We start from the raw sequence: 25,994 nt of genomic DNA, 5'->3' as shown, positions 1-25,994 counted from the left end.
CAGAACTGACACGCTTTGAACTCTCCCGTGCTAGCGCACAAGATATAAAGCAGTTAAGCTAAATCTAGTCACAAACTAACAAAAAAATACATTTATTGGGGTATATCACATGTACGAGAAGCAAGTAGAAATCACAGCAGAAAACGGTCTTCACACTCGTCCAGCTGCACAGTTCGTTAAAGAAGCTAAAGCATTCGACGCGGACATCACTGTGACTTCTAACGGTAAAAGCGCTAGCGCTAAGAGCCTATTCAAACTACAAACACTAGGCCTAGTAAAAGGTACTCTTGTTACTATTTCTGCTGAAGGCCCACAAGCTCAGCAAGCTGTAGACCACCTAGTTGCTCTAATGGACCAACTACACTAATCCGGTCTCCTACTCCAGAAGCCATTTTGTGAAAGCAAAATGGCTTCGTTGGAAATAGGCTCAAAACTAAGCTAAAACTATTCGTTAGCGCACCCATTATTCTCCCGTTTTATAAAGTTGACCAAACTTAAGGTAAGGCTATGATTTCAGGCATCCTAGCATCTCCTGGTATTGCAATCGGTAAAGCACTACTACTTCAAGAAGATGAAATTGTCCTAAACACAAACACTATTTCTGATGATCAAGTAGAAGCAGAAGTTGCACGTTTCTTTGACGCTCGTAACAAATCTGCAGCTCAGCTAGAAACTATCAAGCAAAAAGCGCTTGAAACTTTTGGCGAAGAAAAAGAAGCGATCTTTGAAGGTCATATCATGCTTCTTGAAGACGAAGAGCTAGAAGAGGAAATCCTAGCACTTATCAAAAACGACAAGATGACTGCTGATCACGCTATCCACTCAGTGATCGAAGAGCAAGCATGTGCTCTTGAGTCTCTAGATGACGAATACCTAAAAGAACGTGCAACTGACATCCGTGATATCGGTTCTCGTTTCGTGAAGAACGCACTAGGCATCAACATCGTTTCGCTAAGCGACATCAATGAAGAAGTTATCCTAGTTGCTTACGACCTAACGCCATCTGAAACAGCTCAAATCAACCTAGACTACGTGCTGGGTTTTGCTTGTGACATCGGTGGTCGTACTTCACACACTTCTATCATGGCTCGCTCTCTTGAGCTTCCTGCTATCGTTGGTACTAACGACATCACTAAGAAAGTTAAGAATGGCGACATGCTTATTCTTGACGCGATGAACAACAAGATCGTTGTTAATCCATCAGAAGCTGAAGTAGAAGAAGCGAAAGCAGTTAAAGCTGCATTCCTAGCTGAGAAAGAAGAGCTAGCAAAACTTAAAGACCTACACGCAGAAACAACAGATGGTCACCGCGTAGAAGTTTGCGGCAACATCGGTACAGTGAAAGACTGCGACGGTATCATCCGTAACGGTGGTGAAGGCGTTGGTCTGTACCGTACTGAATTCCTATTTATGGACCGTACTGCGCTACCAACTGAAGAAGAACAGTACCAAGCGTACAAAGAAGTTGCAGAAGCAATGAACGGTCAAGCTGTGATCATCCGTACTATGGATATCGGCGGCGATAAAGATCTACCGTACATGGATCTACCTCAAGAGATGAACCCGTTCCTAGGTTGGCGTGCAGTACGTATCAGCTTGGATCGTCGTGAAATCCTTCGTGATCAACTACGTGGCATCCTACGTGCGTCTGCACACGGTAAGCTACGTATCATGTTCCCAATGATCATCTCTGTTGAAGAAATCCGCGAGCTTAAGAACGCAATCGAAGAGTACAAAGCAGAGCTACGTGCTGAAGGTCTTGCATTCGACGAAAACATCGAAATCGGTGTAATGGTTGAAACACCTGCAGCAGCAGCGATCGCACACCACCTAGCGAAGGAAGTATCTTTCTTCTCTATCGGTACCAACGACCTTACTCAGTACACTCTAGCGGTAGACCGTGGTAACGAGATGATCTCTCATCTTTACAACCCACTATCACCAGCTGTACTAACCGTGATCAAGCAAGTTATCGACGCTTCTCACGCTGAAGGTAAGTGGACTGGTATGTGTGGTGAGCTTGCAGGCGATGAGCGTGCAACACTTCTACTTCTAGGTATGGGTCTGGATGAGTTCTCAATGAGCGGTATCTCTATCCCTAAAGTGAAGAAAGTTATTCGTAACTCTAACTTCGCAGAAGTGAAAGCAATGGCTGAAGAAGCGCTTTCTCTACCTACTGCAGCAGAAATTGAAGCAGTAGTTGAAAAGTTCATTGCTGAGAAAACTCAATAATCAGTAGTACCAAGTTATTCAATACTTAATGGCCATTAGACGGCGAAAAAAGTCGTCTAATGGGCTATATTGGTATACTATAATTCGACAGAATAAAACCAAACCTTAGGAGCATGACACAATGGGTCTGTTTGACAAACTTAAGAAGCTTGTATCTGATGACAGCGCTGACGCTGGTGCAATCGAAATCATCGCACCACTATCTGGTGAAATCGTAAACATTGAAGATGTGCCAGATGTTGTTTTCGCTGAGAAAATCGTTGGTGACGGTATTGCTATCAAGCCAGCAGGCAACAAAATGGTAGCTCCTGTAAACGGTACTATCGGTAAGATCTTCGAAACTAACCACGCATTCTCTATCGAGTCTGACGACGGTGTTGAGCTTTTCGTTCACTTCGGTATCGATACAGTTGAACTTAAAGGCGAAGGCTTCACGCGTATCGCTGAAGAAGGTCAAACTGTTAAAGCTGGCGACACTGTAATTGAATTCGATCTAGCTCTTCTAGAAGAGAAAGCGAAGTCAACACTAACTCCAGTTGTTATCTCTAACATGGACGAAATCAAAGAGCTGAACAAGCTTTCTGGTTCTGTAACTGTTGGTGAAACTCCAGTTCTACGTGTAACTAAGTAATTTTTACTTATCCGAACACGAAAAAACGCTGCCAATGGCAGCGTTTTTTATTATCTGACTTTTTTCTGACCGATGCGCATCGCTGAAACACGTTCAACTGAGCAAGCCTAGTGCTGAGCTCGGCCTTTGCTTCGCTTGAGCGAGTAATGCAGTTGTCGCATCCTGCAGCACCTGAGAGCGCACCATTACTGTCGACTCCCGAGCAAAGTCTGTATCTCGAATTCGCCCTTTTGATTCCGAAACACTCCGGTTAATGGAGTTTAAATTATCGATCGTGCCACTCACACGATTCTGAAATCCACCGATTTCACTGCGATGAGAATCAACATACTTTATCGCCGCATCCACCACACCAATGGCAAGCTGAGCGCCTCCTACTGTCGACATATCGAGATCATCAACGGTCACCAACTCACCGGAACCTATATCCATCTCATCGGCAAAATTGCCTTTCCATGTGATGCCTTCTGGCGCATTCAGTGTCGAGGTAAAAAACTGCAGTTGATGATCTTGCGTTACGGAAGCATCGGCTACCGATTGCTGGGCATTAATGTAGGTTGCCACTTCTTCAAGGTTATCGCCTACTTTGAGTGTTAATACTTTAGATTGCGCTTGGCCTTCATTGTCTTGATATTCAAACGCGAACTGTTGGTTATCTCTCGTCACCCGCCAGTCTTTGTCTAAACTGTCACCCAGATAATGTTGCCCGCCCATTTCAGGTATGTGCGTACGCATGTTTCTGAGCGTCAATGATATAGAGTTCGCATTGGCGCCAATATGAAAACTCTGAGAACCATAAGAGCCATTGAAGAGGTTTTTATCCGCGAATGTCGTCGTGATTGCCACACGATCCAATTCATCTTGTAGTGCAATAACTTCTTGTTGAAGACTTGTACGATCATCCTGTTCATGGCTGCCATTTGCGGCCTGAAGCCCGAGAGAGCGTAACCGTTTCAGAATATCACTGCTCTCATGCAACGCGCCTTCTGCGGTTTGAGCGACAGAATAGGCATCGTGAGCATTCCTTAAGGCGACATCAATCCCTCTCGTTTGAACATGGAGAGTATTCGATATTTGTAGACCTGCAGCATCGTCGCTTGCTGAGTTAATCCGATATCCCGAAGACAGGTTTCTCTGTGACTCAACGTTTTGATCGGCTGCTTGGCTAAGATGTCGCTGCGTCATCATCGCGGCAACATTGGTATTTAAAGAGACCATCTAATCGATATGAATGCCTTGTCGAACATCCTGTTAGGACGCATCTAAATCGGTATAGCCGATAAGCAAAAAGCCAGGGATGAGCCTGGCTTTTGTGTCTTGTCGTGTTAGGTAGATTAACCTAGAAGACTTAGCGCTGAGTTTGGCGCTTGTTTCGCTTGCGCAAGGATTGAGCTTGACGCTTGCGATAGAATTTGTGACTTGGTCATTGCCGTCGTTTCTTTCGCGAAGTCGGTATCTTTGATACGGCTCTTCGACGCGTTCACGTTCTCGTTAATGTTGTCCAAGTTGCTGATTGCATGGTTGAAACGGTTCTGGAATGCACCCAGCTCTGCACGGTGGCTGTCTACGTATTTCAGTGCCGCATCAATGATTGCTACTGATTCTTGTGCGCCGCCAACTGAAGTTACGTCGATAGTATCAACCGTAACGTTTTTCTTGACGTCGCCTAGGCCTAGTTCACCAGACAGACCGCCAGAGAATGACACTTCGCCTTCTACTTTGTTGTTACCAGCAAAGATTTGCAGTTTGCCATCTTGGTCTACTGACGCTTTCACTAGGTCTGTTTGACCGTTGATGTACGTTGCTAGCTCTTCGATGTCATCGCCCGCTTTCGCGTTGATGTTGATTTCTTGCTCTTGACCAAAGCTGTCAGTTAGGCTGATTTTTAGGTCGTTTTTGCCTTGTGCAACGTTCCAGTCTTTACCTTTACCGCTTTCAGCTTGGTAGCTCACACCGCCCATCATTTTGTTGTCTGAGCGCATGTCTTTAAGCTCAAGCATTACTGCTTCACCGTTATCAGCACCGATTTGGAACGATTTCGCGCCATGTGTGCCGTTTAGTAGCTTGTTACCACCAAAAGATGTGGTTTCTGCGATACGGTTTAGTTCGTCGTTTAGTGCTGTCACTTCTTCTTGAATCGCAACGCGCTCTGCTTTCGAGTTTGAGCCGTTTGCTGATTGTAGAGACAGGTCACGCATACGTTGTAGGATGTTGGTGGTCTCGTTCATTGCACCTTCAGCCGTTTGTGCAATAGAGATACCGTCGTTCGCGTTGCGAACAGCCACATCCAGGCCACGGCTTTGTACGTTCAAACGGTTCGAGATTTGTAGACCCGCAGCGTCATCTTTTGCGCTGTTGATTTTGAAACCTGAAGACAAACGCTCCATTGAGGTTTGTTGTGCTGAGTTTGCGTTGTTTAGGTAACGCTGAGCGGTCATCGCTGATACGTTAGTGTTTACATTCACTGCCATGGTGATTTCTCCAATTGATTTTCCGATGTAGCGGTTTCCGACGTCTCGGAAAACCAAGTAGTTCTCTCAAAGTTACTTCTATTAACGACACCAAATTCAGAAGCTTTAGAAAAAAATTTAAAAAAATAACATTGCGAGATTTGGCTAAAAAAATTGAAGAAAAGTCAGAAAAAGTGCTCAAGTTTCTACAAATTGAGCCGAGAGGGCTAAATTGTACAAAAAAGCATCAAAAATAAGAGATAAGGAAATGAATAGAGAAAATAAAAGAAGGAAAATGCAGAAAAGAAAAAGCCCCTTTTCCTTTGAGAGAACTGGGGCTAGGTTGGTCGCCAGAGCCTATGTGGAGATCAAGAGAAATGAACACATTTCCGGCATACCGGGTGCAACTCTACATTGAAAATGATTGGCAGGTGAGAGATGAGAGAGCCATTCATTTTGTTATAAAGTTGCTTGCCAAAAGCCCGCATTCCCATCCACGTCTGAATGTATTGAATACAGGCTAGAGGATACCAATCGTAGTAAATAACTGCTCACCCTAGCTTGCTAAAATGCTCGATAACTACGTTAAAGTTTTTGACTGTAGAATGACTACTTATCGAAAAACTTTGCCTCGTTCTCAAGCATTGAATCTACGCTATTTCTGAACTCTTATTCACTGTAATTGGTATAAACTACTGCAATAGTGACATTGCAGAGTTTGGCAACTGTTTCGCTTGAGCAAGAATCGAAGTACCTGCTTGTTGCAAAATTTGTGCTTTGGTCATTTGCGTTGTTTCTTTCGCAAAGTCCGTGTCTTTAATTCGGCTGTTCGACGCGTCAACGTTTTCTTGGATATTTGCCAAGTTGTTGATGCTGTGGCTCAGACGGTTTTGTTTCGCACCAAGATCCGCACGTTGTGAATCCACGTATTTCAGTGCAGAGTCCAGTACAGAAATCGCGTTCTGAGATCCTTGAACCGTTGTCATATCAATATCTTGTACTGATGTTCTTACTGGCTCATCACTTAGGCCTAGCTCAGAAGCAAGACCACCAGAGATCGAGATGTCACCCTGAACGTTTGGATGAGCAACAAAAATTTGCAGCTTGCCATCTTCGCTTACAGACGCGTTGATCATGTCTGATTGACCATTGATGTACGTTGCTAGCTCTTCGATGTCATCACCCGCTTTCGCGTTGATATTGATTTCTAGATCATCAACATTACCATCTTCGTCTTCACCCATGCCAGGAAGCGTGATTTTTAGATCGGCTTTAGTTGGATCAACACCCCAATCTTTACCTTTTCCTACTTCAGAGAAGAATGTCACACCGCCCATACGAGTGTCATCTGCACGAATACTGGTTAGACCCATGATCATCGCTTCACCAGAGCTCGCACCGATTTGGAATGCCGCTTCACCGAATGAGCCGTTCAATAGACGACGGCCACCGAATGATGTGGTTTCTGCGATACGGTTCAGTTCGTCAACCAACGCCATTGATTCTTCGTTGATTGCCTGACGCTCAGCTGGAGAGTTAGTACCGTTTGATGACTGGATAGCCAAGTCACGCATACGCTGCATCACTGACGTTGCTTCGTTCATCGCACCTTCAGCCGTTTGAGCGATAGAGATACCATCGTTCGCGTTACGCATTGCCACATCAAGACCACGAGACTGTGCCGTTAGACGGTTAGAGATCTGCAGACCTGCTGCATCGTCTTTTGCACTGTTAATTTTGTGACCTGATGATAGACGCTCCATCGAGGTATTCAGCTCGTTGGTCGCTTTATTTAAGTAACGCTGCGCGGTCATCGCGGAGACGTTAGTACTAACTGTTACAGCCATTTTGCTCTCCTTTTGAGTTCGCAAGCTTTTGCGAAGCGGCCAGCTTTACTCTCATTTGGATAAGCACTGACCGTAAAAATTACTTGCTAAATCTGCCTTTAACGCAGGGTTTAGAATCTCGAAATCTGTTCTGACATTATTCAATACAATTTGTGTGCCAACTTATTTAAGATATCGATTCCAAATTAAAATAGATAAATAAACAATAAGTTAGATAACACACTCGCTGTTTTCGACCTCTTTCTCTATGAGATGAAGATATTTTCACACCAAGAGAAGCTTGCCGCTCACATTGCCACTGGTGCCTTTGCCGCATTCGGTAAAAACATGCCGCTCACTCACCTCAACGACATTTGAAATTTCTCGCACTTAAGGCTTGGCACATAAGGCATCAAAATCTCTCGTTGTCGTTATTCGCCGCTGGCCGTCAAATCATTAAATGTAGTTAAACAATGTCAGGTCTTTTGTTTTGCCAAAAGCTTGTTGCGAGGCCTGCAATGCACGCGAGTTCTCACTGAACTCGATCACAGCTTTGGAGTAATCCAAATCCTCAAAATTGCTCTTTGCTTTTGCCAAAGACAAGTTAAAGTCTTCGTGGTTTTGCTCTTGAATATCGAGCGTGCTCAGCCTTGCACCCACGTCGGTTCGAGCTTTGTTCAAATGGATGAACGCGGCTTGAAATTCCTCAGTCATTTGGTGCAACTTCGCGGTCGCTGATGTATCGGAAACGGATTTATCCGACCAAGACATCGCTTCCTTAAAGGTATCGAAAATACTGAAGGACTCACGTTTTTCGATGCCGATGCTGTCTCCAGGGGTAATTTGCCCTTTCACATGCACTTTAAGTCCTTTGTACTCGATGCCTTTTTCTGGCGAAAATTCGTCAGCGTCCACCACTTTGCCGTTTCGCTCCAATTGGTAGCCAAACTTGCCGTTATTCATATCAACAAACGTCACGCGATAAGAGGCGGTGTCCTTCGCATCCACATTGGTTGCTTTACTTAGCAGTAAGTCAGAGCCGCTTTGTAAATCGTAACTAGGCTGGTAATCACCAAACGGGTTTGGGATTTCCATGAACAGTTTGCTACCAGGATCGTTCATCGGCATATCCAGCATGCTGGACACTTTCATTTTGCGTTGGTAATCATCACCAGCGTATTGCACGCTGCCATCTTTATCACGATAAAATGGCTGGCTTTTCGGCTTTGTCCCCGCAAACACGTAGTTGCCCGATTCATCTTGCGCATTCACTAAGTTAAGGAAGTTATTTGCAATTTCTTCCAACTCGCGTTTTTTCGCTTGTCGGTCTTCGGCAGAGAACGCACCGTTGATCATTTCCATTGTGAGACGTTTCGATTCATCAGCGAAACTTTCTGCGTTCGCGATGTTCACTTCGTGGTTTTCTAAACGGTTACGCACCAACACAATCGAGCTTAAATATTGCTTTAACTGCTCTTGCTGCTGGCCAATATTCTGAATGTAATGCGCAGCCAGCGGATCATCACTTGGTTTAAGCAGCTTCTTACCTGAGGCAAGTTGCTCTTGGTTGTGATGGATCTTGTTCTCTTGGCGACGCAAGTCATTTTGTACAGACTGATAGTTATGGAAACTAGAAATTCGAGTTAACACTTATCTCTTCTCCTTACCTCAGTTGCAAAATGGTGTTGAAGGTGTCATTTGCCGCCTGCATCACGCGTGATGAAGCCATGTAAGCTTGTTGAAACTTCATCATGTTGGCGGCCTCTTCATCGAGGTTCACACCCGCAATCGATGCTACACGCTCTTGTGCGGCTTCATGCTCTAAACGCGCAACCGATGCTAAGCGGTTAGCCGTTGCCGATTTCAAACCCACGTCAGTATTAAGATTGTGGTAAACGTCAATCAAGGTGCTCGATTTACCATCCATCATTTTGTTGGTTTGTAATTGCTGCATCTTTCTCAAGTTGCCGTTACCACCTTCTGACGGCACCAAGTTGGCCGTAAATTTGTCGTTCAGCAGTGCGCCTTCTGTGAGTTCAAAGATGGTTGCATCGCCATTTTTGTATAGCGGATGACTTTTCGGCACTGAGATTTCAATCAGCGGATCATCTTTGTCTAACGGATAAGAGTATTTATCAGACAGTAAGTTACCTTTGTTATCGGTAATCTTTAGCCACGCTTTGTCGTGCTTTTCATCGGGTGGCTGGACCGTCACTTCAAACTCTTTTACATCACCCGCTTCACGAATATTGAATTTTGCACTGCCTTGAGCAAACGTCGTAGACGCTTCATAACTTTGTGCGGCAATGGATTTAGCGTCGTTGGTTTCCATCTTGATGATGGCAGCACCACTGCGAGTAGGACGCAGCAGCACTCGTTCGCCAGCGGCAAGGCCTTCGCCGATTTGCACTCTCATGCCATCCAATACGAAGGTAGAATCCGACTGGTCTATATCTATCTGAACTTGCTCGCCTTTCGGTGTTGTCACGCTGTAGCGATCACCATCGAAGCGCAGCGCATATTCGCCACCTTTCAACGCCGAAATATCATCGACATAAACGGCAACGTCCGCTTTCGAGTTTGGTGCGGTAAACACTCGTGATTTAGCCACCAGCTCAGAATTCACATCGGTGAAAACGTCTTTACCGATTTTGCCGTTGAGATCCAAACCTTGCGATTGCAGTTGGTTGACCTTGTAAGAGAATCCGGTAGCTAAGCGCCCCATTTCATCCAGCAGCTGCGGAATGTGTTTGTCACGCATGTCGAGTAGCGCGCCGATTTTGCCGTCCATGTCGTCGGCCTTAATCGCTTTAATACCATCGCCTTCGACCATCGCCAGACGTCGTTGGTGCACGTCTGGGTAGCCATCAATCATTTTTAATTGGCTTGCCTCTGTGCCCGACACCAAGGTATGACCATTGCCGATGTGCACGTTGAAACCTTCAGCGTTTTTACGTGGGGTCACGGTGACCTTAGTGTATTCCGACAGCTCGGTAATCAGCTTTTCATGCTGATCCATCAAATCGTTATGTGGACCAGGAGTGCGCATCATCAAGCGGTGAATGTCACGAATTTCTAGCGCCAATTGGTTAATGCGCTCAATGCCCATGTCCAATTTTTTATTGGTTACGTCTGACTGCAGTCGCACCGTTTCGTGAAAGTCGTTTAATGTATCTGAAAAGATTTTTGCCTTTTCCAACACAACTTTACGCGCACCTAAATCGTTTGGTGTGTCTGCCATGGTTTTCACAGCATCAAACCACTCGTTGAGGTTTTCTGGGATCTTCTTCGATGCAACAGAGCTCAACATGCTAGAAAGCATGTCTAAGTTATCTTGGGTATCCGTTTTATTCGCATTGCTTGTAGAGGACAGGTTGAGTTCATTAACGGCAAATTGGTCCCACGAGCGGCGAACATTTTCCACATGCACGCCCATGCCGTAGGTCGAACCACCAAACATGCGTGGATCGTTGGTACCCTGAATCACTGACTGACGGCTGTAACCTTCTGTATTAACATTAGAAATGTTATGACCAGTAGTATTTAACTGCCTCTGAGCAGTAAGCACACTTTGAGTACCTACATTCAGAAGATCTGACGCCATACCTGCCCCCAAAAACGAAATAAGATCGGTAAATACCGATCACCTAGACAAGTAAAAGCAAAAGGTGTGCCAAGTGGAATTTAGAGTAGTAAATACAGGTAAAATAAAGGCTTGCACGATGGCAAGCCTCAATGATTCGCGTACGCGGCAACCCCAAAAGGTTACATACTTTCGATTTTCTGCTTCACTTGCAGAACTTTGTCGGCGTAGGTTGGATCCGTCGCATAACCTGCTCGATGAATACCGCGAATAAAGGATTCAGAATCTCCACGTTGCTGCAATGCCGTCTCGTAACGTGGGTTGTCATTTAAGAAACGGACGTAGTCGTTGAAACTATCTTGATAGTTCGAGTAAGAACGAAACGCTGCCGTCTCTTTCACTGGCGTATTGTCATGAAATTCCAATGTTTGCGTGGTGACTTTGTCACCTTGCCAGCTTCTGTCTGCTTTGATGTTGAACAAGTTGTTACTGCTACCACGAGCATTTTGCACCACTTTTTGTCCCCAGCCAGTTTCCAGAGCTGCTTGAGCAAGAAGCAATGATGGTTCTACACCCAACGCTTTCGCCGCCTTTTCAGCGTATGGCTTCATGGAGTTCACAAAGGATTCTGGCGAATCAAACTTAGCGGGAGTATGGCTGGTACGGGAAAGTTCGCCGGACTCAATCAATCGCTTTTCAATTTCACGCGCTTTTTTAGGGTCCACGCGACGATATTCTACGGCGCTGTTTGCCGCATCGCGCATTGCCGTTTCGCTCTTATCATTGCCTTGGCCAGCCGTCAGCTGTGCCACAATCATATCTGCCAAGCCCATAGAGCCATTTGCGCTCAGTTCACTCGCCATCTGCTCATCAAGCATCTGGCGGTAAAACTTCTCATTTTGGCTATTCATGATGTTCGACTCGAAGCCTTCGTTCGCTTCGCGCATCGACTTCAGCATCATGGATGTAAAGATAGACTCAAACTGACGAGCAGCCGCATGCAGTGCTTCTTGCTCGCCATCTTTGCCCTCTTTCACCGCTTTCTGACGCAGGCTATCGAGTGAGCTAATATCGTGAATAAAACCGATATCGTTAGGATTCTTCATCATCGCAACCTCCTAACCATTAAATGATGATCAACTGGCCTTCGATGGCACCAGCTTGTTTCAATGCTTGTAAGATGGCCATCAAATCAGAAGGTGCTGCGCCCACTTCATTCACCGCACGTACGAGGTCATCCAGCGTCAAACCCGGCTCGAATTTGAACATTTTGCCTTTTTCTTCCGTCACTTCGATATCTGAATCGGGCACCACGACCGTTTGGCCGCCAGAGAAGCTGTTTGGTTGGCTAACGTTTAGATTTTCTTTGATGGCGACAGTCATGCCACCATGCGTCACTGCCGCAGGCTTAAGACGCACGTGTTTGCCAACGACAATCGTGCCAGTACGGGAGTTAACAATGATCTTCGCCGCGCCATCAGCTGGGTCAAACTCTAGGTTTTCAATCGCGGACAAAAACGCCACACGCTGGCTGACATCACGCGGGGCACGCACGCGTACCGACGTCGCATCGACTGCACTAGCCATTTGTGGGCCAAGGAAGTTGTTTACCGCATCCGCCATGCGTTGTGCGGTCGTGAAATCAGATTCAAGCAAGTTGAAAGTAATGTAATCACCACGACCGAATGGGTTTGGAATTTCGCGCTCTACCGTCGCACCACTAGAGATAAGACCAACAGTTGGGTTGTTACCAACAATTTTTGAACCGTCAGCGCCTTCAGCACTGAAACCGCTCACCACTAAGTTACCTTGTGCAACAGCGTAAACTTGACCGTCTAGACCTTTAAGGAACGTTTGTAGAAGCGTACCACCACGTAGGCTTTTCGCACTGCCGATTGACGATACAGTCACGTCCACTTGTTGACCCGGCTTAGAAAATGGCGGCAACTCTGCCGTGACCATAACCGCGGCAACGTTTTTGATTTTTGGCTTGGTACCCGGCGGCAGCTGAATGCCGAAATTTTGCAGCATGGCTGCGAAACTTTGCTCAGTAAATGGGTTCGCTTCGCCCGTACCTGGTAAGCCTGAAACCAAACCATAACCCACGAGTTGGTTGCTTCGCACGCCTGCCACTTGCGCGACGTCTTTGATTCGTGCGGCTTGGGCGGCTGTAGAAAACAGAGCAACGCTCATCAGTAATAAAACGATTCTTTTCATGCTTACTTAATCTCTTGCAGTCAATTTGCCGTCAGTGCGGCGTCTTATAGCGCTACATTAAAGAATCGTGCCAAGAAGCCAGGCTCTTGCATATCTTGCGACAGACCGGTTCCTGAGTATTGAATTCTTGCGTTAGACACACGATTTGACGCAATTGTGTTGTCGAAGTTGATGTCATCAGGACGAATTGTGCCGCTTAAGCGAATGTACTCGTCACCCGTATTTAGCGTCATCCACTTCTCACCACGGATCACGAGGTTGCCGTTTGCCAGCACTTCGATCACTTCGACCGTAATGTAACCACTGATGCTGTTACTCTGCTTCGCAGAAGAGTCACCAGCAAAGGTGTTGGTGTTGTTTAAGTCATACGAGAAGTTGTACTTGCCGCCTACTTTCAGCTCTTCACCGCCCACTTGTAACGGATCCATTTGCGCTTCGTTGGTTTTCGACAAGTCCGCGTTAGCGCTCTTCGTCGCACTGGTGGTTTCATCTAACGTGACTGTGATGATGTCGCCAATACCACGAGGTTTAGAGTCGTCATACAAATCGGTAATGTGCTCTGGGCTAAACAGAGAACCCGTCGCCGCAGCATAATGCTCAGGCTTTTGTTTTGGATGGATTGGAGCCCACGCTGGATCACCAGCAACCGGATCATTTCGGCCACGCAGTGTATCAACGATGCCGCTACTCTCGTCTTTCGACTTATCGCCTTCAACCGCATCCACAACGGTAGTCGCTTGCGTCACTTCATCCGTTTCGATGGGTTCTAACATCGCACAGCCAGACATAGTTGTGATCAGCGCAAGTAAACAGATACGTTTCATTATGAGCTCCTTAATGGCTAACTTTCGCCGTTACAACTGCTGGTTAACGAAGCTCATCATCTTATCGACAGATGAGATCACTTTAGAGTTCATTTCGTACACGCGCTGAGCTTCGATCATGTTGACCAATTCTTCTGTCACGTTTACGTTGGAGGCTTCTAGCATTGATTGGCGAATTTCACCTAAACCGTCCAAACCCGGAACACCTTCTTGCGGGTCGCCACTTGCGCCTGTTGGCAAGTAAAGGTTCTGACCGATTGGCTCTAGGCCACCTGGGTTAACAAAGTCTGTAATAGTCAACTGGCCAACGACTTGGTTGTCTTGCTGACCACGTACGCGCACAGATACTTCACCGTCCGTACCGACAGTGATAGAAATCGCATCTTCAGGAATCACAATTTCAGGTTCTACTGGGTAACCAGAACCAGATGTCACTAGCGTGCCTTCACCATTTAGCGTGAACTGGCCGTTACGGGTGTAACCGATGTTGCCGTCAGGCAGAGTCACTTGGAAGAAACCATCGCCTTCCACCATCATGTCCAATGCGTTGGTGGTGGTTTGCGCATTACCGTGCGTGTGCACTTTTTGCGTTGCAACCACTTTAGAACCAGCACCAAGCATCAAGCCACTTGGCAGCTCGGTGTTTTGAGAAGACTGACCGCCCGGCTGGTTGATGTTTTGATAGAACAAATCTTCAAAGACCGCACGGCTTTTTTTGTAGCCCACGGTCGAGGCGTTCGCCAAGTTGTTCGAAATCGTAGCGATGTTGGTTTGTTGGGCGTCTAGACCTGTTTTACTTACCCATAGTGCTGGATGCATAGTGAACCTCTAACTCTGTTAACTCATACGAAGCAATGAATCTGAAGATTTATCCATCTCTTCAGCGGTGCTCATCATTTTGACCTGCATTTCGAATTGACGTTGAAGGTCAATGAGCGCGGTCATTTCACCTACGGCATTCACGTTACTACCTTCAATCGCACCAGTTTGAATGCTGATAGTGCCGTCTGCTTCGTAAGGCTGGTTTGGAGTTTTATGGCGAAATAAGCCATTGGTGTCTTTAAATAAGCTTTGATCGTCAGTTTTCACAAGCTTGATACGATCAACGATTTGTAATTCTTCAGCCGGCGCACCTTGTGGAAGTACAGAGATGGTGCCATCACGACCGATTTCGATTTTGGAGAGTGGGATTGGCAGGGTGATTGGCGCATCGTTCTCCCCCAAAACGGCATGACCGCTTGCGTTGGTTAGCATGCCATTTTGGTCAATTTTGAGGTTACCGTTACGGGTCAAACCTTCTTTTCCAGTGTGATCCAATACAGAAATCCAACCGCTGCCTTCGACGGTAATGTCTAAATCGCGACCAGTCGTGATCACGCTGCCTTGAGCAAAATTATGTCCCGGACGCTCTGTCATGCTAAACACGCGCGACGGCAAACCATCGCCATACGCTTGCATTGAGCGAGCCTGTGCTAAATCCGCACGAAACCCCGTCGTGCTGACGTTAGCCAAGTTGTTAGCGCGCAATTGCAAAGCCTGCATATTTTGCTTGGCGCCACTCATTGCGAGAAACAGTGCGCGATCCATAATTTACTCCAAAAAAGTCTCTGTACTTCGGAGTAAAAGCAATAGTTATGCCAAGATAAAAATAGACTTATTTATCAAAAACTTGAATGAAATTAAAGACAATCAAGAAGGATATTCAATGAAGGGAAACTGCAAAGGGAGGCAAGATTTTGATCCATGTAGCGGCAACAGCGGCAAACCAGAGATCAAAGCATGCTTAGCCTGAACTGAGGTGTTTTCAGGCTAAGCATCAGATGAATGTCATGATGTTATCAAGCCAAGCGGCGAAAGCACGCTTAACTTGATGATGCAGATTATCGAATCTGCAGGATATTTTGTTGTAGCTGGTTATGTACTTCTAGCGAACGTGAGTTTGCTTGGAAGTTACGCTGAGCAGAGATCAGATCCACCAGCTCCTGAGTCATATCAATGTTTGACTGTTCCAGCATACCGTTGTTGATAGTACCGAAAGAGCCTTTGTTTGATTCACCCCAAATCTTGTCACCAGAGAACTGAGTTGAATCCCATTGCGTACCGCCCTTCTTATCCAGACCTTGCTCGTTAGGAACACGAACTAGCGCCACACGACCCAATGTTACGTTTTCACCGTTTGAGTAAGTACCCAATACGCTGCCGTTTTCATCAAAGTCAACTTTGGTTAGGAAACCCGTTGTCGCACCATCTTCATCGAACTTAGTCAGCTCAAATGGGGCGGCAAATTGTGTCGCAGCACCCAGACCAAAGTTAAGCGTCTGAGCAGGATCTGCACCATTCATATCAAGCGGCGTGGTGTTTGTTGCAGGATCACCCAATGCAACAGAAGTAATCGGGTTACCGCTGTTTAGGCTTGCCAACGTACCATCGTTGTTGAACTTCATGGTGTGACCAATATGACCTGTTGGTGTTTGCGCATCACCACCAGCAACGTTTAACGGCTTCTCACCACTCTTGTCTGTTACTGTGTAGTAAGTGTTCCACGTGTTTGGCTGAGTCTGATCTTTCAAGTAGTACGTTGTTAACTTGTAAGATTGACCCATCGAGTCATAAATGGTCGAAGAGGTTGAACGGTTGTATGTATCTGGGTCTGAAAAATCAAACTGAGTTGGATCTTTCAAATCACCATTAGCAGGTAAGTTCACGCCCACTTCAATGTTCGCTGTTTGTTTTGGCTTACCAAATTCCGCAGGAATATTGATTGGTTGTGGCTCGTAAGATGAAACCTCACCAGACTCTGGGTTTACTTGATAACCAAGTAGGAACTCATCGTTCGCGGTTACCATGTAGTTTTCTTTGTTCAAATGGAATGCACCGTTACGTGTCATTTCATTTTGTTGTGGGATAAGACGATCTTTCGCTACCGCGAAGAAGCCAGTACCCGATACACGCAAATCCATTGGGTTGTTGGTGTAAATGCTTGAGCCTTCGTGGAACTGTTGTGCCACTTGGCTTGCTTGTGCACCGCCACCCGGAGTGGTTTTAGCGTTAGTAAACAAAGAGTTTGAGTAAACATCAGCAAATTCCGCACGAGACTCTTTAAAGCCGTACGTGTTGGCGTTCGCAATGTTGTTACTGGTTGTATTTAAATCCAGTTGAGCCGCGGACAAACCGCTTAAAGATACATATGACATTCCAAAATCTCCTAATCTAGCGTGTTATGGATTACGCTTTGCCGACTTCCAGTACTTCTGCAAGTCGAACTGGTGATTCAAAACCAGCCAGATTGAGTAATACGTTTCCGTCACCTTTGCCCAGCAATACGCTGTTTACGTTGGCATAAGTAGACACTGGGAACTCTTGTGACTCCCCATCCACTAAGCCAGACGCTTTCACTTTGTATTTGCCAGCAGGCAATGGATTACCGCTTTCATCATTACCATCCCAAAGTACGCGTGTGTCGCCGGCTGGTTTCGCACCTACCTCAAAAGTACGAACCAATTGGCCTGCTTCGTCTTCTACACGAACAAACAAGTTGTCGAGAGATTTCGAAAGCTTAACCATTGCCGCCATAGGCGCATCGTCTTGCTTCACACCCGCCGCACCTGGGACCAATACGTCGCGCCCTACCAAAGAGGAAGCTTGCAACGCTTGGTTCGATGTCATTGACGAGTTCAAACTCTCAAACTGAGTGTTCATCTTGCCAATACCATCTACGGTCGCAAATGACGCCATTTGCGCAATCATCTGGTCATTACTTACCGGCTTAAAAGGGTCCTGTTGAGACAATTGCTTCGTGAGCAACGATAAGAAGTCTTCCTGTTTTAGGTCCTGCTTACCTGTGCTCCCTTCCGCTTTTTTGTTCTCTTGAAGACTTTTAAGCTGGTCGATATAGGACAAGCCGCTTTGACCAACGTTGTTAATTCCGGCCATACGCTACCTCCTTATCCTTATTGACCCATCTGCAGCGTACGCAGCAGCATTTGTTTACTAGAATCAGCAACCTGCACATTCGTTTGGTATGCGCGAGAAGCCGAAATCATGTTGGCCATTTCTTCCATTACATTGACGTTTGGCTTGTAGATGTAACCTTCGTCGTTTGCAAGGGGATGATCAGGGTTGTACTCCGCACTAAGCGGCTTATCACTTTCTACAATTCCCAGAACTTTCACTGGCACAGTATCACCGCCACGCATGGCGTTACTTAACTCAGCACCAAATACAGCATGACGCGCTTTGTAGGTGTCTTTCGCAGAGCTGCTGACACTGTCGGCATTCGCCAAGTTGCTCGAGGTAGTATTCAGACGAACAGACTCAGCGCTCATTGCGGAACCTGTCACATTGAAAACGTTAAATAAGCTCATCTAAATTAATCCCCTTTGATTGCCTTGGTTAAGTTCTTGAATTTGCCGCCTAGAAAGTCGAGTGATGCTTGGTGTCTGATTTGGTTTTGCATAAACAAGTTACGCTCTAAATCCAAGTCAACGGTGTTGCCATCACCCGTGTCTGGTTGCGTAGGAAGACGATACAGTTTGTCCCCCATCAACGTTGTAGTGGCAGGAATATGCCGACCATCTGTTCGGCTAAGACCAATGCTTGCCCCAGATGTTGCCGCTTGTAACTCCTTGGCAAAGTCTAGACCTCTTGCTTTGTAACCAGGCGTGTTTGCTTGCGCGATGTTGGTGGAAATCACCTCTGCATTGCGCTCACGTACGCCCACCGTGTGCTGGTGGATGCCTAGTGCCTTGTCAAAAGATATAGCCATGTTTGCCTCTACAATTAAGAACTGACCGTTATTAATAACTAAATAGCAATTAGCGTGCCAAAAACCGGAAACGCTAAAGCACCTATCAGCTATTGACGTTTTAGATTGCAATAAGCAAGCCAAAGTAACTGGAATGTCGTATCACTTCGCTTACTTGAATAAAGATACACCCTGCAGAGGGAACTGGGCAAAGTCCGACAACAGATTAGCGAGGGGAAACTCGAAAGCTCATCTCATGTAGACAAAAGAAAGGATGCAGAAAAAGAAAAGCCTGACACGAGGTCAGGCTTTGTTTTCAAATAAGAGATACCGCTATTTAAGCTTGTAAATGATACCTGGATTACAGCGCACCATTTCAAATTTATCAGTCAGACCGGTTAACGACTCTGACGCACCCAGCAATAGGTAACCACCAGGGTTTAAACTACTCGCCATTTGGTTAAGCACTTTAGATTTCATCTCTGGAGAGAAGTAAATCAGCACGTTACGACAGAAAATGATGTCGAATTTACCCATCAGTGCGTAACTATCCATCAAGTTTTGAGGACGGAAGTTCACCAAACGTTTAACGTTGTCTTTCACTTTCATACGGCCATCGCCTGCATCTTCAAAGAAAGTGCGGCGACGCTCAGGCGAAAGGCCACGACCTAAAGCAAGGTTGTCATACACACCTGCACGACACATTTCGAGCATGCTTGCAGAAATGTCCGTCGCTGTGATGGAAGCACTTGGCAGCAAACCTGGCTTACGCTGTTGCGTTTCCAGAATTGTCATCGCGATTGAATAAGGTTCTTGACCAGATGAACTGGCCGCAGACCAAATTTTAATTGGACGTTTATTTGCCGCAACTTCTGGCAATAGTTTGTCAGCTAAAACCGTGAACGGATAAGTATCTCGAAACCACAATGTTTCGTTAGTCGTCATCGCATCCACAGCAGCAATACGCAGTTCACGATTGCGGCCAGCAACAACATCGCGTAGCAAATCAGACAACGACGCAAGCTTGAACTTAGTCACTAGAGGACTCAGTCGGCTGCGCACGAGGTATTGTTTGCTATCGCCTAATACGATGCCACATTGCGATTCTAGAAAACGGCTAAAGTCACGATACTCTTGATCACTGATTGTAATAGCAGTCATTAATGTCTCTTTTATTGTGTTAATGCAGATTTAACCGCGTTACCCAATTCGTCTGGGTTAAATTTCGCAATGAAGGTGTTTGCACCTACGCGCTCAACCATGGCTTGGTTGAAAACGCCACTTAATGAGGAATGAAGGATAACATAAAGATCTTTCAAATCTGCATTTCTGCGGATTTCAGCCGTTAATGTGTAGCCATCCATTTCTGGCATTTCGATATCAGAAATCACCAAAGAAATCTGATCGTAAATGCTGCCTTCTTGAGCCATTTCAAGCAACTTATTGTACGCTTCTTTGCCATCTTTGACAGATACGACCTCGAAACCAATCGAAGTAATCGCGCGCTCAACTTGCTTACGTGCAACCGTTGAGTCATCAGCAATCAGAATACGACGTACGATAGGCTTTTCTTGCTCCGCTTGTGCGATTTCTTCACCGATGGTTGAATCCATGGTTTCATCAACTGGCGCGATTTCAGCCAGGATTTTTTCCACGTCTAGGATTTCAACAAGTTCGTTATCAATATTCGTCACAGCAGTTAGGTAGTGCGCTTTACCTGCGCCATCTGGCGGCGGCAAAATCGCTTCCCAGTGCATGTTGATAATACGCTCAACCGATGATACCAAAAATGCTTGGATCGTACGGTTAAATTCAGCGATAACAACAAAACATTTATCAATATCGGTGGTTGGGCGGCCACCAATTGCCAGGCTCAAATCAATTACTGACACGGTATGGCCACGGATATGAGCAATACCTTTTACCAGAGGGTGTAGATTTGGCATAGAAGTCAGCTTAGGGCACTGAAGTACTTCTTTTACTTTGAATACGTTGATGCCGTAACGCTGTCGCCCCATCAGTCGAAAGGTCAATAATTCCAATCGGTTCTGACCGACGAGTTGCGTACGCTGATTCACCGAGTCAAGAATCCCCGTCATATGCTCATCTCCATCTCAAACTTTTTGTTTTTAAATGATACTCTACCACTGGCAAGCATGATACCAGGGAGACAGTATGGCGTATTTCACTATAACTTCGACAACATTGACTATGACAATATGTAGAGCGCTATTTACAAAGTACGCTAAGTCTATCGGCATTTTGCTCAGTATGTTTAGTTTTTTTGTTCATTCGGCAACAGATAATCAGATAGAACAAATAAAATTGGCAGCAGAACAACATATTCTTGCTACGGTAGAGCAGCCAGCCGGAGGTGAATTGACTGTGAATGCGGCAGACATTGACTCTCGAATCAAGGCAACAGACTGCCCTGAACCACTCGACACCTCGGCCTCTTCCACCAGCAGCACCCGCAGCAATATCAATGTGTTGGTAGAATGCCCTGCCGATGACTGGAAAGTGTATGTCCCTGTTCGTGTCTCCTCTTCAGTACCAATGATCGTCGCAACTCGACAACTTGGCCGAGGTGAGATCATCAGCGCATCTGATGTCACAACGTCCATGATTGAGCTTCAACGCTTTCGCAAAGATGGCTTTTCTAGCTTCGAACAAGTGGTCGGTGCAAAGTTAAAACGTAGCGTTCGCCTTGGTGATGTGGTTGAGCGCAATGATGTTTGCGTGGTTTGCCGTAATGAAAAAGTGACAATAAAGGCCGTAAAATCAGGCATGACGATCACAACACAAGGCACAGCATTGCAAGATGGAGCCACGGGCGATCAAGTAAGAGTGAAAAATGACAAGTCACAACGTATAATAGAGGGCATAGTGACTGACATTGCGGAAATTACCGTCACCTTTTAACCTTTATTTAGGTAGCACAACCGCATTGTGAAAATTGATCAATAAAAATGCAAAAAATGATTAAAGTTATCGTTTGGTTGGTCGATAGTCTGGATACCAGTATTACGATACAAGGCAAAGGTTAAACATGGCAGGTATAGATAATATACGTTCAGGGCAAATGATGTCGACGACCAGTCGCGCGCCTGCACGTAACGATTCAAGTGCGACATCAAGCGCAACTGAATCGAAAAAAGCGCCAGCTCAACAAGACGCTGTATCGCTAAGCCAACAAAGTAAAGCCGTCAGCAAACTCCAAAAGGATATGGCAGCTTCTCCGGCTTACGACAGTGCGAAAGTAGCGGCAATCAAAGAAGCAATCGCAAACGGTTCATACCGCGTTGACCCAGAAAAACTGGCCGACAATATGATCAAGTTTGAAAACGAATTGCAAGGCAAAAGCTAACTGACTTAGGCCCAAGGTAAGTATTTATGGCAGCATTAGTCGATCTCGTAAACTTTCAACTAGAAAATGCTAAGGCACTTTCTACTGTTTTACGTCAGGAAACACAGGCGATTACTGCGCGTGTCTCTTCTGAAATCGAAAGCATCGCCAAACAAAAAATGACACTCATTGATCAGCTAAGAACCACTGATCAGCGAATTGCCTCTCACCCGCATGTCAATCAACTTACCGAAGATGAGCACCTAAGTCAGGTTGTAGCCCAAATCCAATCCATCGTGCTGGACTGTCAACAAGTCAATCGCGTGAATGGAGAATCCCTCAGCCGTGCTCAATTGAGTTTTAACAAGCTCAATAACATGCTTCAACACACTCACGGCAAGATCGGTATGACCTACAGTGCCGGCGGCAAAACCCACACCATTTCAACGCTAGGCACCAATATTAAAGCCTAACGCTCTAGCCTCTCCTTCCTCATTAGGCAAAGCCATCAAATCAACCCATAAAAAAAGCGACCAATTGTTGCCAATCAGCCGCTCGAAAAGATTATCTGTTTAGTGAAGTGGTTTTAGAACAAAGTTTGCTGACGCTTCTCAGGCACTTGTTGAACTTCACCGTAATCGCGTAGCTTATCCATCTTACGGATATCCAAACGTAACTCTGTTACGTAACTGTCTTCAACTAAGTAACTGCGCACGACCTCTGCACCGCGAATCACGCCATCGACCGCGCCACTCGTGCTTTCAATGCCAAGACGCTGATCTTCAAGTTCGGCACGACCGCTTACTCGCATGCCGTAAACTTGCTCTGCTAACTCACGATACGCATCAATTTTTGATGCTCGCATCGCGCGCACACGTTTTTCTTCTACCGTGCGGCCAGTTTGTTCGCTTACGCTTGCATAACCTACCGCCACTAAAATTTCATCTTGGCGCATCTGTTGTAATGGCTGACATCCCACAAGCACCAAGGTGGCAATAATAAATAATAACTTCTTCATGGTTCTATCCTATGGACGGAGAATCACAGTGTATGGCTGGCGAATGGTTGGGTCTGAACGAATCAACACGCCATCTTGGGTACGGATGCTATTTAGCGTATCCAAATCACGGCCGATTCGGTCTGCAGGCAAGAACCCTTGCGCTGTGGCAACCACAACACGGCTTTGCATACCAACAACGCGAGCATTAACCAATACGCCACCTTCTTGACGAAGCATGGTTCCCGTTAACACATACTGAATTTGCTGCTCTTGCGCCAAATCTTGCCAATCGCGGCTTAATGCAAAGTCGCCTTGCTGCGTCACTTGGATAGATCCTGTCGTTTTAAAATCGACGACTTTAAAACCGCGACGTTGGAACTGATGGATAAACCCTTCAGATACAGAGTTGCCCAACCAGTTGGTCGCATCCATGTTTTGCAGGTCAACAAACGATGTGATAGCAATTGGTGTACGTGCAGAAACGGCAACGTTAGATACCATCAAATCTTCTGTCATGCTCTCAATAAAGAAGTCCATCGTATGACGCGGACTGTCCATCAACATGAACTGGCTGCCTGAATACGGTTCTTTACCATTATAAATCGGTGAGTACGCGCACGATGTCAAAAGCGTCATCATCGATGCGGCGACAAGCCACTTTTTCATGGTTTGATTCTCCAGATAATCTTGGGTGGTACTGTTCTTTCACAATTCCTTGCTGAGTAAAGGTAATATTGGAACAGTCTTTGCTTTTCTTTGTTTGTCGAACTAAGAAAACGCCACCAAACTTCACTGAAATTGATATAGCAATATTTATACCCGAACGGTCATACCCAATGAAAAAAATATTATTTAGCCTACTTTCAATCACTTTCGTTATGCTTCTGCCATTTCGTGCAGTGGCGTCTTGGTACGAAGTGACAGGCGTTGCCACGATCGTTTCTTCTGAAGATGCGGCAAGGCTCCATGCGTTGGAAGACGCTCTATTCAAAGCCGTCAACTTTTCGGGCGCAGACATTGGCAGCATCAGTAATTTGATGCCGCTATTGGAAGAAAACCGCAAAGAATATCAGTTTACTAACCATGAGGTGCGCTACATTCTCGTGGAATCTGAGCGCAAACGCGGTGGTAAAATGGAAATGAAGATCCGAGTGGACATTTATCCATCGGCAACGGGTTGCCACACGGATCAATACAAAAAGACTATTTTGGTCGGTAACATTGACGTTGCCTCCCCCCAACAAGCAGTCATGGGGCAAATCTATCAAGTGGGTGACGATTTCAGCAAAGTCGTTAATCGCCAATTGGATCAAACCTCGCGCAGCTTCGTCTCTGTTGGCACGACGGACTACTCAATCAGCAGCAATTATCCAGCTCGCACTCAAATGATTGCGCAAGACAACGGCGCACAATACATTATTGGCGGCGTGATCACTGACTTAACGGCAACGATTGAATCTCAACTCTTAAAAGACGACATCATTAACCGTCAGTTTGCTTTAGAGATGAAAGTCTTCGATGGCAAGACAGGCCATGAAGTCTTCAACAAAGCCTACCGCGAAGTCGCGCGTTGGCCATTCGCCAAAACCAGCCAAGTGGATACTCGTAGTGCACGTTTCTGGGCATCGACCTATGGCGAAATGATGCTACGCGTCAGCCGCAACATCATGTTAGACCTCGAGTCCGAACTGTCTTGCAAGATTACCCTACCGGAAGTGGTGGCCGTTTTTGGCAACACCGTCACGATGGATCTGGGCCGCATGCACGGCGTAAAAGAAGGTGACAAACTGCAACTGTGGCACACGGCATCATTCATCGATCAAAAGGGTTTACCGCGTAATAAAGTGTCGCAAAGCGAGATCACTTTGACGGTCTCCCGCATCTATGAACAAGAAGCAGAATTGACGATTGATCAACCGAATTTAGCGTCCAGCGTTCAAATTGGCGATGTAATGAACAAGATCTTATAAAAGGTCACATTAAGCCTTGAGATATGCTTACTTTTGAATATCATAGACAACGCATCTTATTTGATTATGCCTGTCTAAGTAACTAACAAGTTAGCACTAGGGTTAAAGAAATCAGTAGCATGGCTGTGAATTTGTTTAACCTGTAGCAATAACCCAATAGTTGCTGTGATTGGTATTACGCCCTCATGGCACAGCTGGATAGCGCAGTCCCCTCCTAAGGGACAGGTCGTAGGTTCGAATCCTACTGGGGGCGCCATATCATAGCCTTAGCTCACCGTTGAGCTAAGGCTTTTTTATACGCGTTTATCGGGTTCATTTCCCGCACACAACGTTCTCTTCCCGATAATCCAAACGCCCACCAGCAGCATATTGCCTCTCCTGGTCAAACCTCATGCGGGTTGAAAACGCTCGCCGTCGCCCTTAATTACTTCACAGTTACTATTTACAGTTTTGTATTTTATTACTTTAATTATTTATGAGTTTTGCTTACCCTCTCGACTATTAATAAAAATATTAGTTAGCACTATGTCTAAGAGCAATTTAATTACTAACACTGGACACCGCTTTATTTCGAAAGGCAAGACTGCCTTTAAGATCCACATTCATACTCCTGACGATACTGTTTTGCATCGCTCAGTGGGCTTTGTTCGTATTGGAGAGAAAAAGGGCTTGAAGAAAGCCATCAAACTAAGAAATGAGTTGGGTAGAGAAATGTGGGGCAAGTTTTGGCGACGTCTATTAAAAGACCCGTACTTAATGACGCGTCTGCCGCACAGCGTTGAGCCTAAAATCGTTCATAAGCCTAACCCTACCCTAGAGAACCCAGACAACCGAGACACTTGTTACATTGCGAAGTGGCGCGAGTTTAACGATAAGGGTGAATACAAATACAAGACGGTAGTACGTTCGATTAACAAATACGGCAAACTTGCCGCTTACATGCAAACGAAAAAGGCACTACTAGAAGCCCACAAAGAGAACTTAGAAATCCTCACTTTTATGGGCCGACTCAACAGCATCGATCTGAAGTAATCCACTCTCGTACTTACACAACTTAAAAGCGCTTCAGACACATTTCGCTTCACTGCTAAACATGATTTCGAGAGTTGAACCTCTATCGAACGCAAAAAGAGAACCCGTCATCAACCGGTTCTCTTTTTTGTGTCCACCA

The 25,994-nt window shown here is 45.8% G+C and carries 26 protein-coding genes and 1 tRNA gene; 9 read left to right on the top strand and 18 right to left on the bottom strand.

From position 1 onward, the window contains the following. Positions 1 to 109 precede the first annotated feature (109 nt). From DYB02_RS05295 to crr, 3 genes are all read left to right on the top strand, one after another. Positions 110 to 367 carry an HPr family phosphocarrier protein gene (locus DYB02_RS05295; protein ID WP_005436894.1) on the top strand — a complete coding sequence of 86 codons (258 nt, stop codon included), beginning with the start codon at positions 110 to 112 and terminating at the stop codon, positions 365 to 367. A 140-nt stretch (positions 368 to 507) separates the two neighbouring features. Next, complete coding sequence (ptsI, locus tag DYB02_RS05290) at positions 508 to 2,232, top strand: phosphoenolpyruvate-protein phosphotransferase PtsI (protein WP_005489822.1); 1,725 nt, start codon at positions 508 to 510, stop codon at positions 2,230 to 2,232. 121 nt (positions 2,233 to 2,353) lie between these two features. After that, entirely contained in the window at positions 2,354 to 2,863 is a 510-nt protein-coding gene (gene crr / locus DYB02_RS05285) for a PTS glucose transporter subunit IIA (RefSeq protein ID WP_005382041.1), read from the top strand. A 93-nt stretch (positions 2,864 to 2,956) separates the two neighbouring features. On the opposite strand, the gene DYB02_RS05275 is transcribed toward crr, so the two are convergent. The 16 genes from DYB02_RS05275 to DYB02_RS05185 form a co-directional block, all read right to left on the bottom strand. After that, a complete protein-coding gene (locus tag DYB02_RS05275) occupies positions 2,957 to 4,081 on the bottom strand; it encodes a flagellin (RefSeq protein ID WP_029807157.1) in 1,125 nt (374 codons plus the stop codon). Positions 4,082 to 4,197: 116 nt separating this feature from the next. After that, the gene (locus DYB02_RS05270) at positions 4,198 to 5,334 is read right to left on the bottom strand and encodes a flagellin (RefSeq protein WP_015297116.1); all 1,137 of its coding nucleotides are present in this window, start codon (positions 5,332 to 5,334) and stop codon (positions 4,198 to 4,200) included. 671 nt (positions 5,335 to 6,005) lie between these two features. Continuing rightward, a complete protein-coding gene (locus DYB02_RS05260) occupies positions 6,006 to 7,160 on the bottom strand; it encodes a flagellin (protein WP_005462278.1) in 1,155 nt (384 codons plus the stop codon). Between the two features lie 435 nt (positions 7,161 to 7,595). After that, on the bottom strand, positions 7,596 to 8,789 hold the full coding sequence (flgL, locus tag DYB02_RS05250) for a flagellar hook-associated protein FlgL (RefSeq protein WP_005482245.1): 1,194 nt from the start codon (positions 8,787 to 8,789) through the stop codon (positions 7,596 to 7,598). 13 nt (positions 8,790 to 8,802) lie between these two features. Then, a complete protein-coding gene (flgK, locus tag DYB02_RS05245; RefSeq protein WP_029804573.1) occupies positions 8,803 to 10,743 on the bottom strand; it encodes a flagellar hook-associated protein FlgK in 1,941 nt (646 codons plus the stop codon). Positions 10,744 to 10,904: 161 nt separating this feature from the next. After that, positions 10,905 to 11,831 (bottom strand): flagellar assembly peptidoglycan hydrolase FlgJ, encoded by a 927-nt coding sequence (flgJ, locus tag DYB02_RS05240; protein ID WP_005454015.1) that lies wholly within the window; start codon positions 11,829 to 11,831, stop codon positions 10,905 to 10,907. A gap of 16 nt (positions 11,832 to 11,847) precedes the next feature. After that, entirely contained in the window at positions 11,848 to 12,939 is a 1,092-nt protein-coding gene (locus tag DYB02_RS05235) for a flagellar basal body P-ring protein FlgI (protein WP_005454020.1), read from the bottom strand. A 44-nt stretch (positions 12,940 to 12,983) separates the two neighbouring features. After that, positions 12,984 to 13,763 (bottom strand): flagellar basal body L-ring protein FlgH, encoded by a 780-nt coding sequence (gene flgH / locus DYB02_RS05230; protein ID WP_005462288.1) that lies wholly within the window; start codon positions 13,761 to 13,763, stop codon positions 12,984 to 12,986. 30 nt (positions 13,764 to 13,793) lie between these two features. Beyond that, positions 13,794 to 14,582, bottom strand: coding sequence for a flagellar basal-body rod protein FlgG (gene flgG / locus DYB02_RS05225; protein WP_005382032.1), 789 nt, complete (start codon positions 14,580 to 14,582; stop codon positions 13,794 to 13,796). A gap of 18 nt (positions 14,583 to 14,600) precedes the next feature. Further along, on the bottom strand, positions 14,601 to 15,350 hold the full coding sequence (locus tag DYB02_RS05220) for a flagellar basal body rod protein FlgF (RefSeq protein ID WP_005462290.1): 750 nt from the start codon (positions 15,348 to 15,350) through the stop codon (positions 14,601 to 14,603). A 293-nt stretch (positions 15,351 to 15,643) separates the two neighbouring features. Then, complete coding sequence (gene flgE, locus DYB02_RS05210) at positions 15,644 to 16,957, bottom strand: flagellar hook protein FlgE (RefSeq protein WP_005462291.1); 1,314 nt, start codon at positions 16,955 to 16,957, stop codon at positions 15,644 to 15,646. A gap of 31 nt (positions 16,958 to 16,988) precedes the next feature. Beyond that, positions 16,989 to 17,696: a flagellar hook assembly protein FlgD gene (flgD, locus tag DYB02_RS05205; RefSeq protein WP_005462292.1), complete on the bottom strand. Its 708-nt coding sequence runs from the start codon at positions 17,694 to 17,696 to the stop codon at positions 16,989 to 16,991. Between the two features lie 17 nt (positions 17,697 to 17,713). Next, the gene (flgC, locus tag DYB02_RS05200) at positions 17,714 to 18,127 is read right to left on the bottom strand and encodes a flagellar basal body rod protein FlgC (protein WP_005462293.1); all 414 of its coding nucleotides are present in this window, start codon (positions 18,125 to 18,127) and stop codon (positions 17,714 to 17,716) included. Between the two features lie 5 nt (positions 18,128 to 18,132). Further along, a complete protein-coding gene (gene flgB, locus DYB02_RS05195) occupies positions 18,133 to 18,528 on the bottom strand; it encodes a flagellar basal body rod protein FlgB (RefSeq protein WP_005462294.1) in 396 nt (131 codons plus the stop codon). 312 nt (positions 18,529 to 18,840) lie between these two features. Further along, positions 18,841 to 19,668: a protein-glutamate O-methyltransferase gene (locus DYB02_RS05190; protein ID WP_017448766.1), complete on the bottom strand. Its 828-nt coding sequence runs from the start codon at positions 19,666 to 19,668 to the stop codon at positions 18,841 to 18,843. An 11-nt stretch (positions 19,669 to 19,679) separates the two neighbouring features. Then, positions 19,680 to 20,606 carry a chemotaxis protein CheV gene (locus DYB02_RS05185; RefSeq protein ID WP_005462297.1) on the bottom strand — a complete coding sequence of 309 codons (927 nt, stop codon included), beginning with the start codon at positions 20,604 to 20,606 and terminating at the stop codon, positions 19,680 to 19,682. Positions 20,607 to 20,682: 76 nt separating this feature from the next. Here DYB02_RS05185 and flgA point away from each other — a divergent pair, with 76 nt between their 5' ends. The 3 genes from flgA (at position 20,683) to DYB02_RS05170 (ending at position 22,326) form a co-directional block, all read left to right on the top strand. Further along, positions 20,683 to 21,429, top strand: a complete 747-nt coding sequence (gene flgA, locus DYB02_RS05180) for a flagellar basal body P-ring formation chaperone FlgA (RefSeq protein ID WP_005486752.1) — start codon at positions 20,683 to 20,685, stop codon at positions 21,427 to 21,429. A gap of 127 nt (positions 21,430 to 21,556) precedes the next feature. Continuing rightward, positions 21,557 to 21,874, top strand: a complete 318-nt coding sequence (gene flgM, locus DYB02_RS05175) for a flagellar biosynthesis anti-sigma factor FlgM (RefSeq protein WP_005453996.1) — start codon at positions 21,557 to 21,559, stop codon at positions 21,872 to 21,874. Between the two features lie 26 nt (positions 21,875 to 21,900). Next, positions 21,901 to 22,326 (top strand): flagella synthesis protein FlgN, encoded by a 426-nt coding sequence (locus DYB02_RS05170; RefSeq protein ID WP_029804575.1) that lies wholly within the window; start codon positions 21,901 to 21,903, stop codon positions 22,324 to 22,326. A 113-nt stretch (positions 22,327 to 22,439) separates the two neighbouring features. Here the strand turns inward: DYB02_RS05170 and flgP are convergent, their stop codons facing one another. Together flgP and DYB02_RS05160 are read right to left on the bottom strand one after the other, a co-directional pair. Then, a complete protein-coding gene (gene flgP / locus DYB02_RS05165; protein ID WP_005453982.1) occupies positions 22,440 to 22,871 on the bottom strand; it encodes a flagellar assembly lipoprotein FlgP in 432 nt (143 codons plus the stop codon). A 9-nt stretch (positions 22,872 to 22,880) separates the two neighbouring features. Beyond that, the gene (locus tag DYB02_RS05160; RefSeq protein WP_005382013.1) at positions 22,881 to 23,519 is read right to left on the bottom strand and encodes a FlgO family outer membrane protein; all 639 of its coding nucleotides are present in this window, start codon (positions 23,517 to 23,519) and stop codon (positions 22,881 to 22,883) included. Positions 23,520 to 23,689: 170 nt separating this feature from the next. Here DYB02_RS05160 and DYB02_RS05155 point away from each other — a divergent pair, with 170 nt between their 5' ends. The 3 genes from DYB02_RS05155 to DYB02_RS05145 all read left to right on the top strand — a co-directional run bounded on the left by DYB02_RS05155 (position 23,690) and on the right by DYB02_RS05145 (position 25,855). Further along, entirely contained in the window at positions 23,690 to 24,823 is a 1,134-nt protein-coding gene (locus tag DYB02_RS05155) for a flagellar assembly protein FlgT (RefSeq protein ID WP_005496141.1), read from the top strand. Between the two features lie 179 nt (positions 24,824 to 25,002). Next, positions 25,003 to 25,079 (top strand) — tRNA-Arg (locus DYB02_RS05150). Between the two features lie 269 nt (positions 25,080 to 25,348). Then, the gene (locus DYB02_RS05145) at positions 25,349 to 25,855 is read left to right on the top strand and encodes a hypothetical protein (RefSeq protein ID WP_005482262.1); all 507 of its coding nucleotides are present in this window, start codon (positions 25,349 to 25,351) and stop codon (positions 25,853 to 25,855) included. Positions 25,856 to 25,994 lie beyond the last annotated feature (139 nt).

This window comes from Vibrio parahaemolyticus (assembly GCF_900460535.1).
In the GTDB taxonomy this organism is placed as follows: domain Bacteria; phylum Pseudomonadota; class Gammaproteobacteria; order Enterobacterales; family Vibrionaceae; genus Vibrio; species Vibrio parahaemolyticus.
The sequence above is the reverse complement of the archived record's forward strand: the minus strand, read 5'-3'. Positions and strand labels throughout refer to the sequence as shown.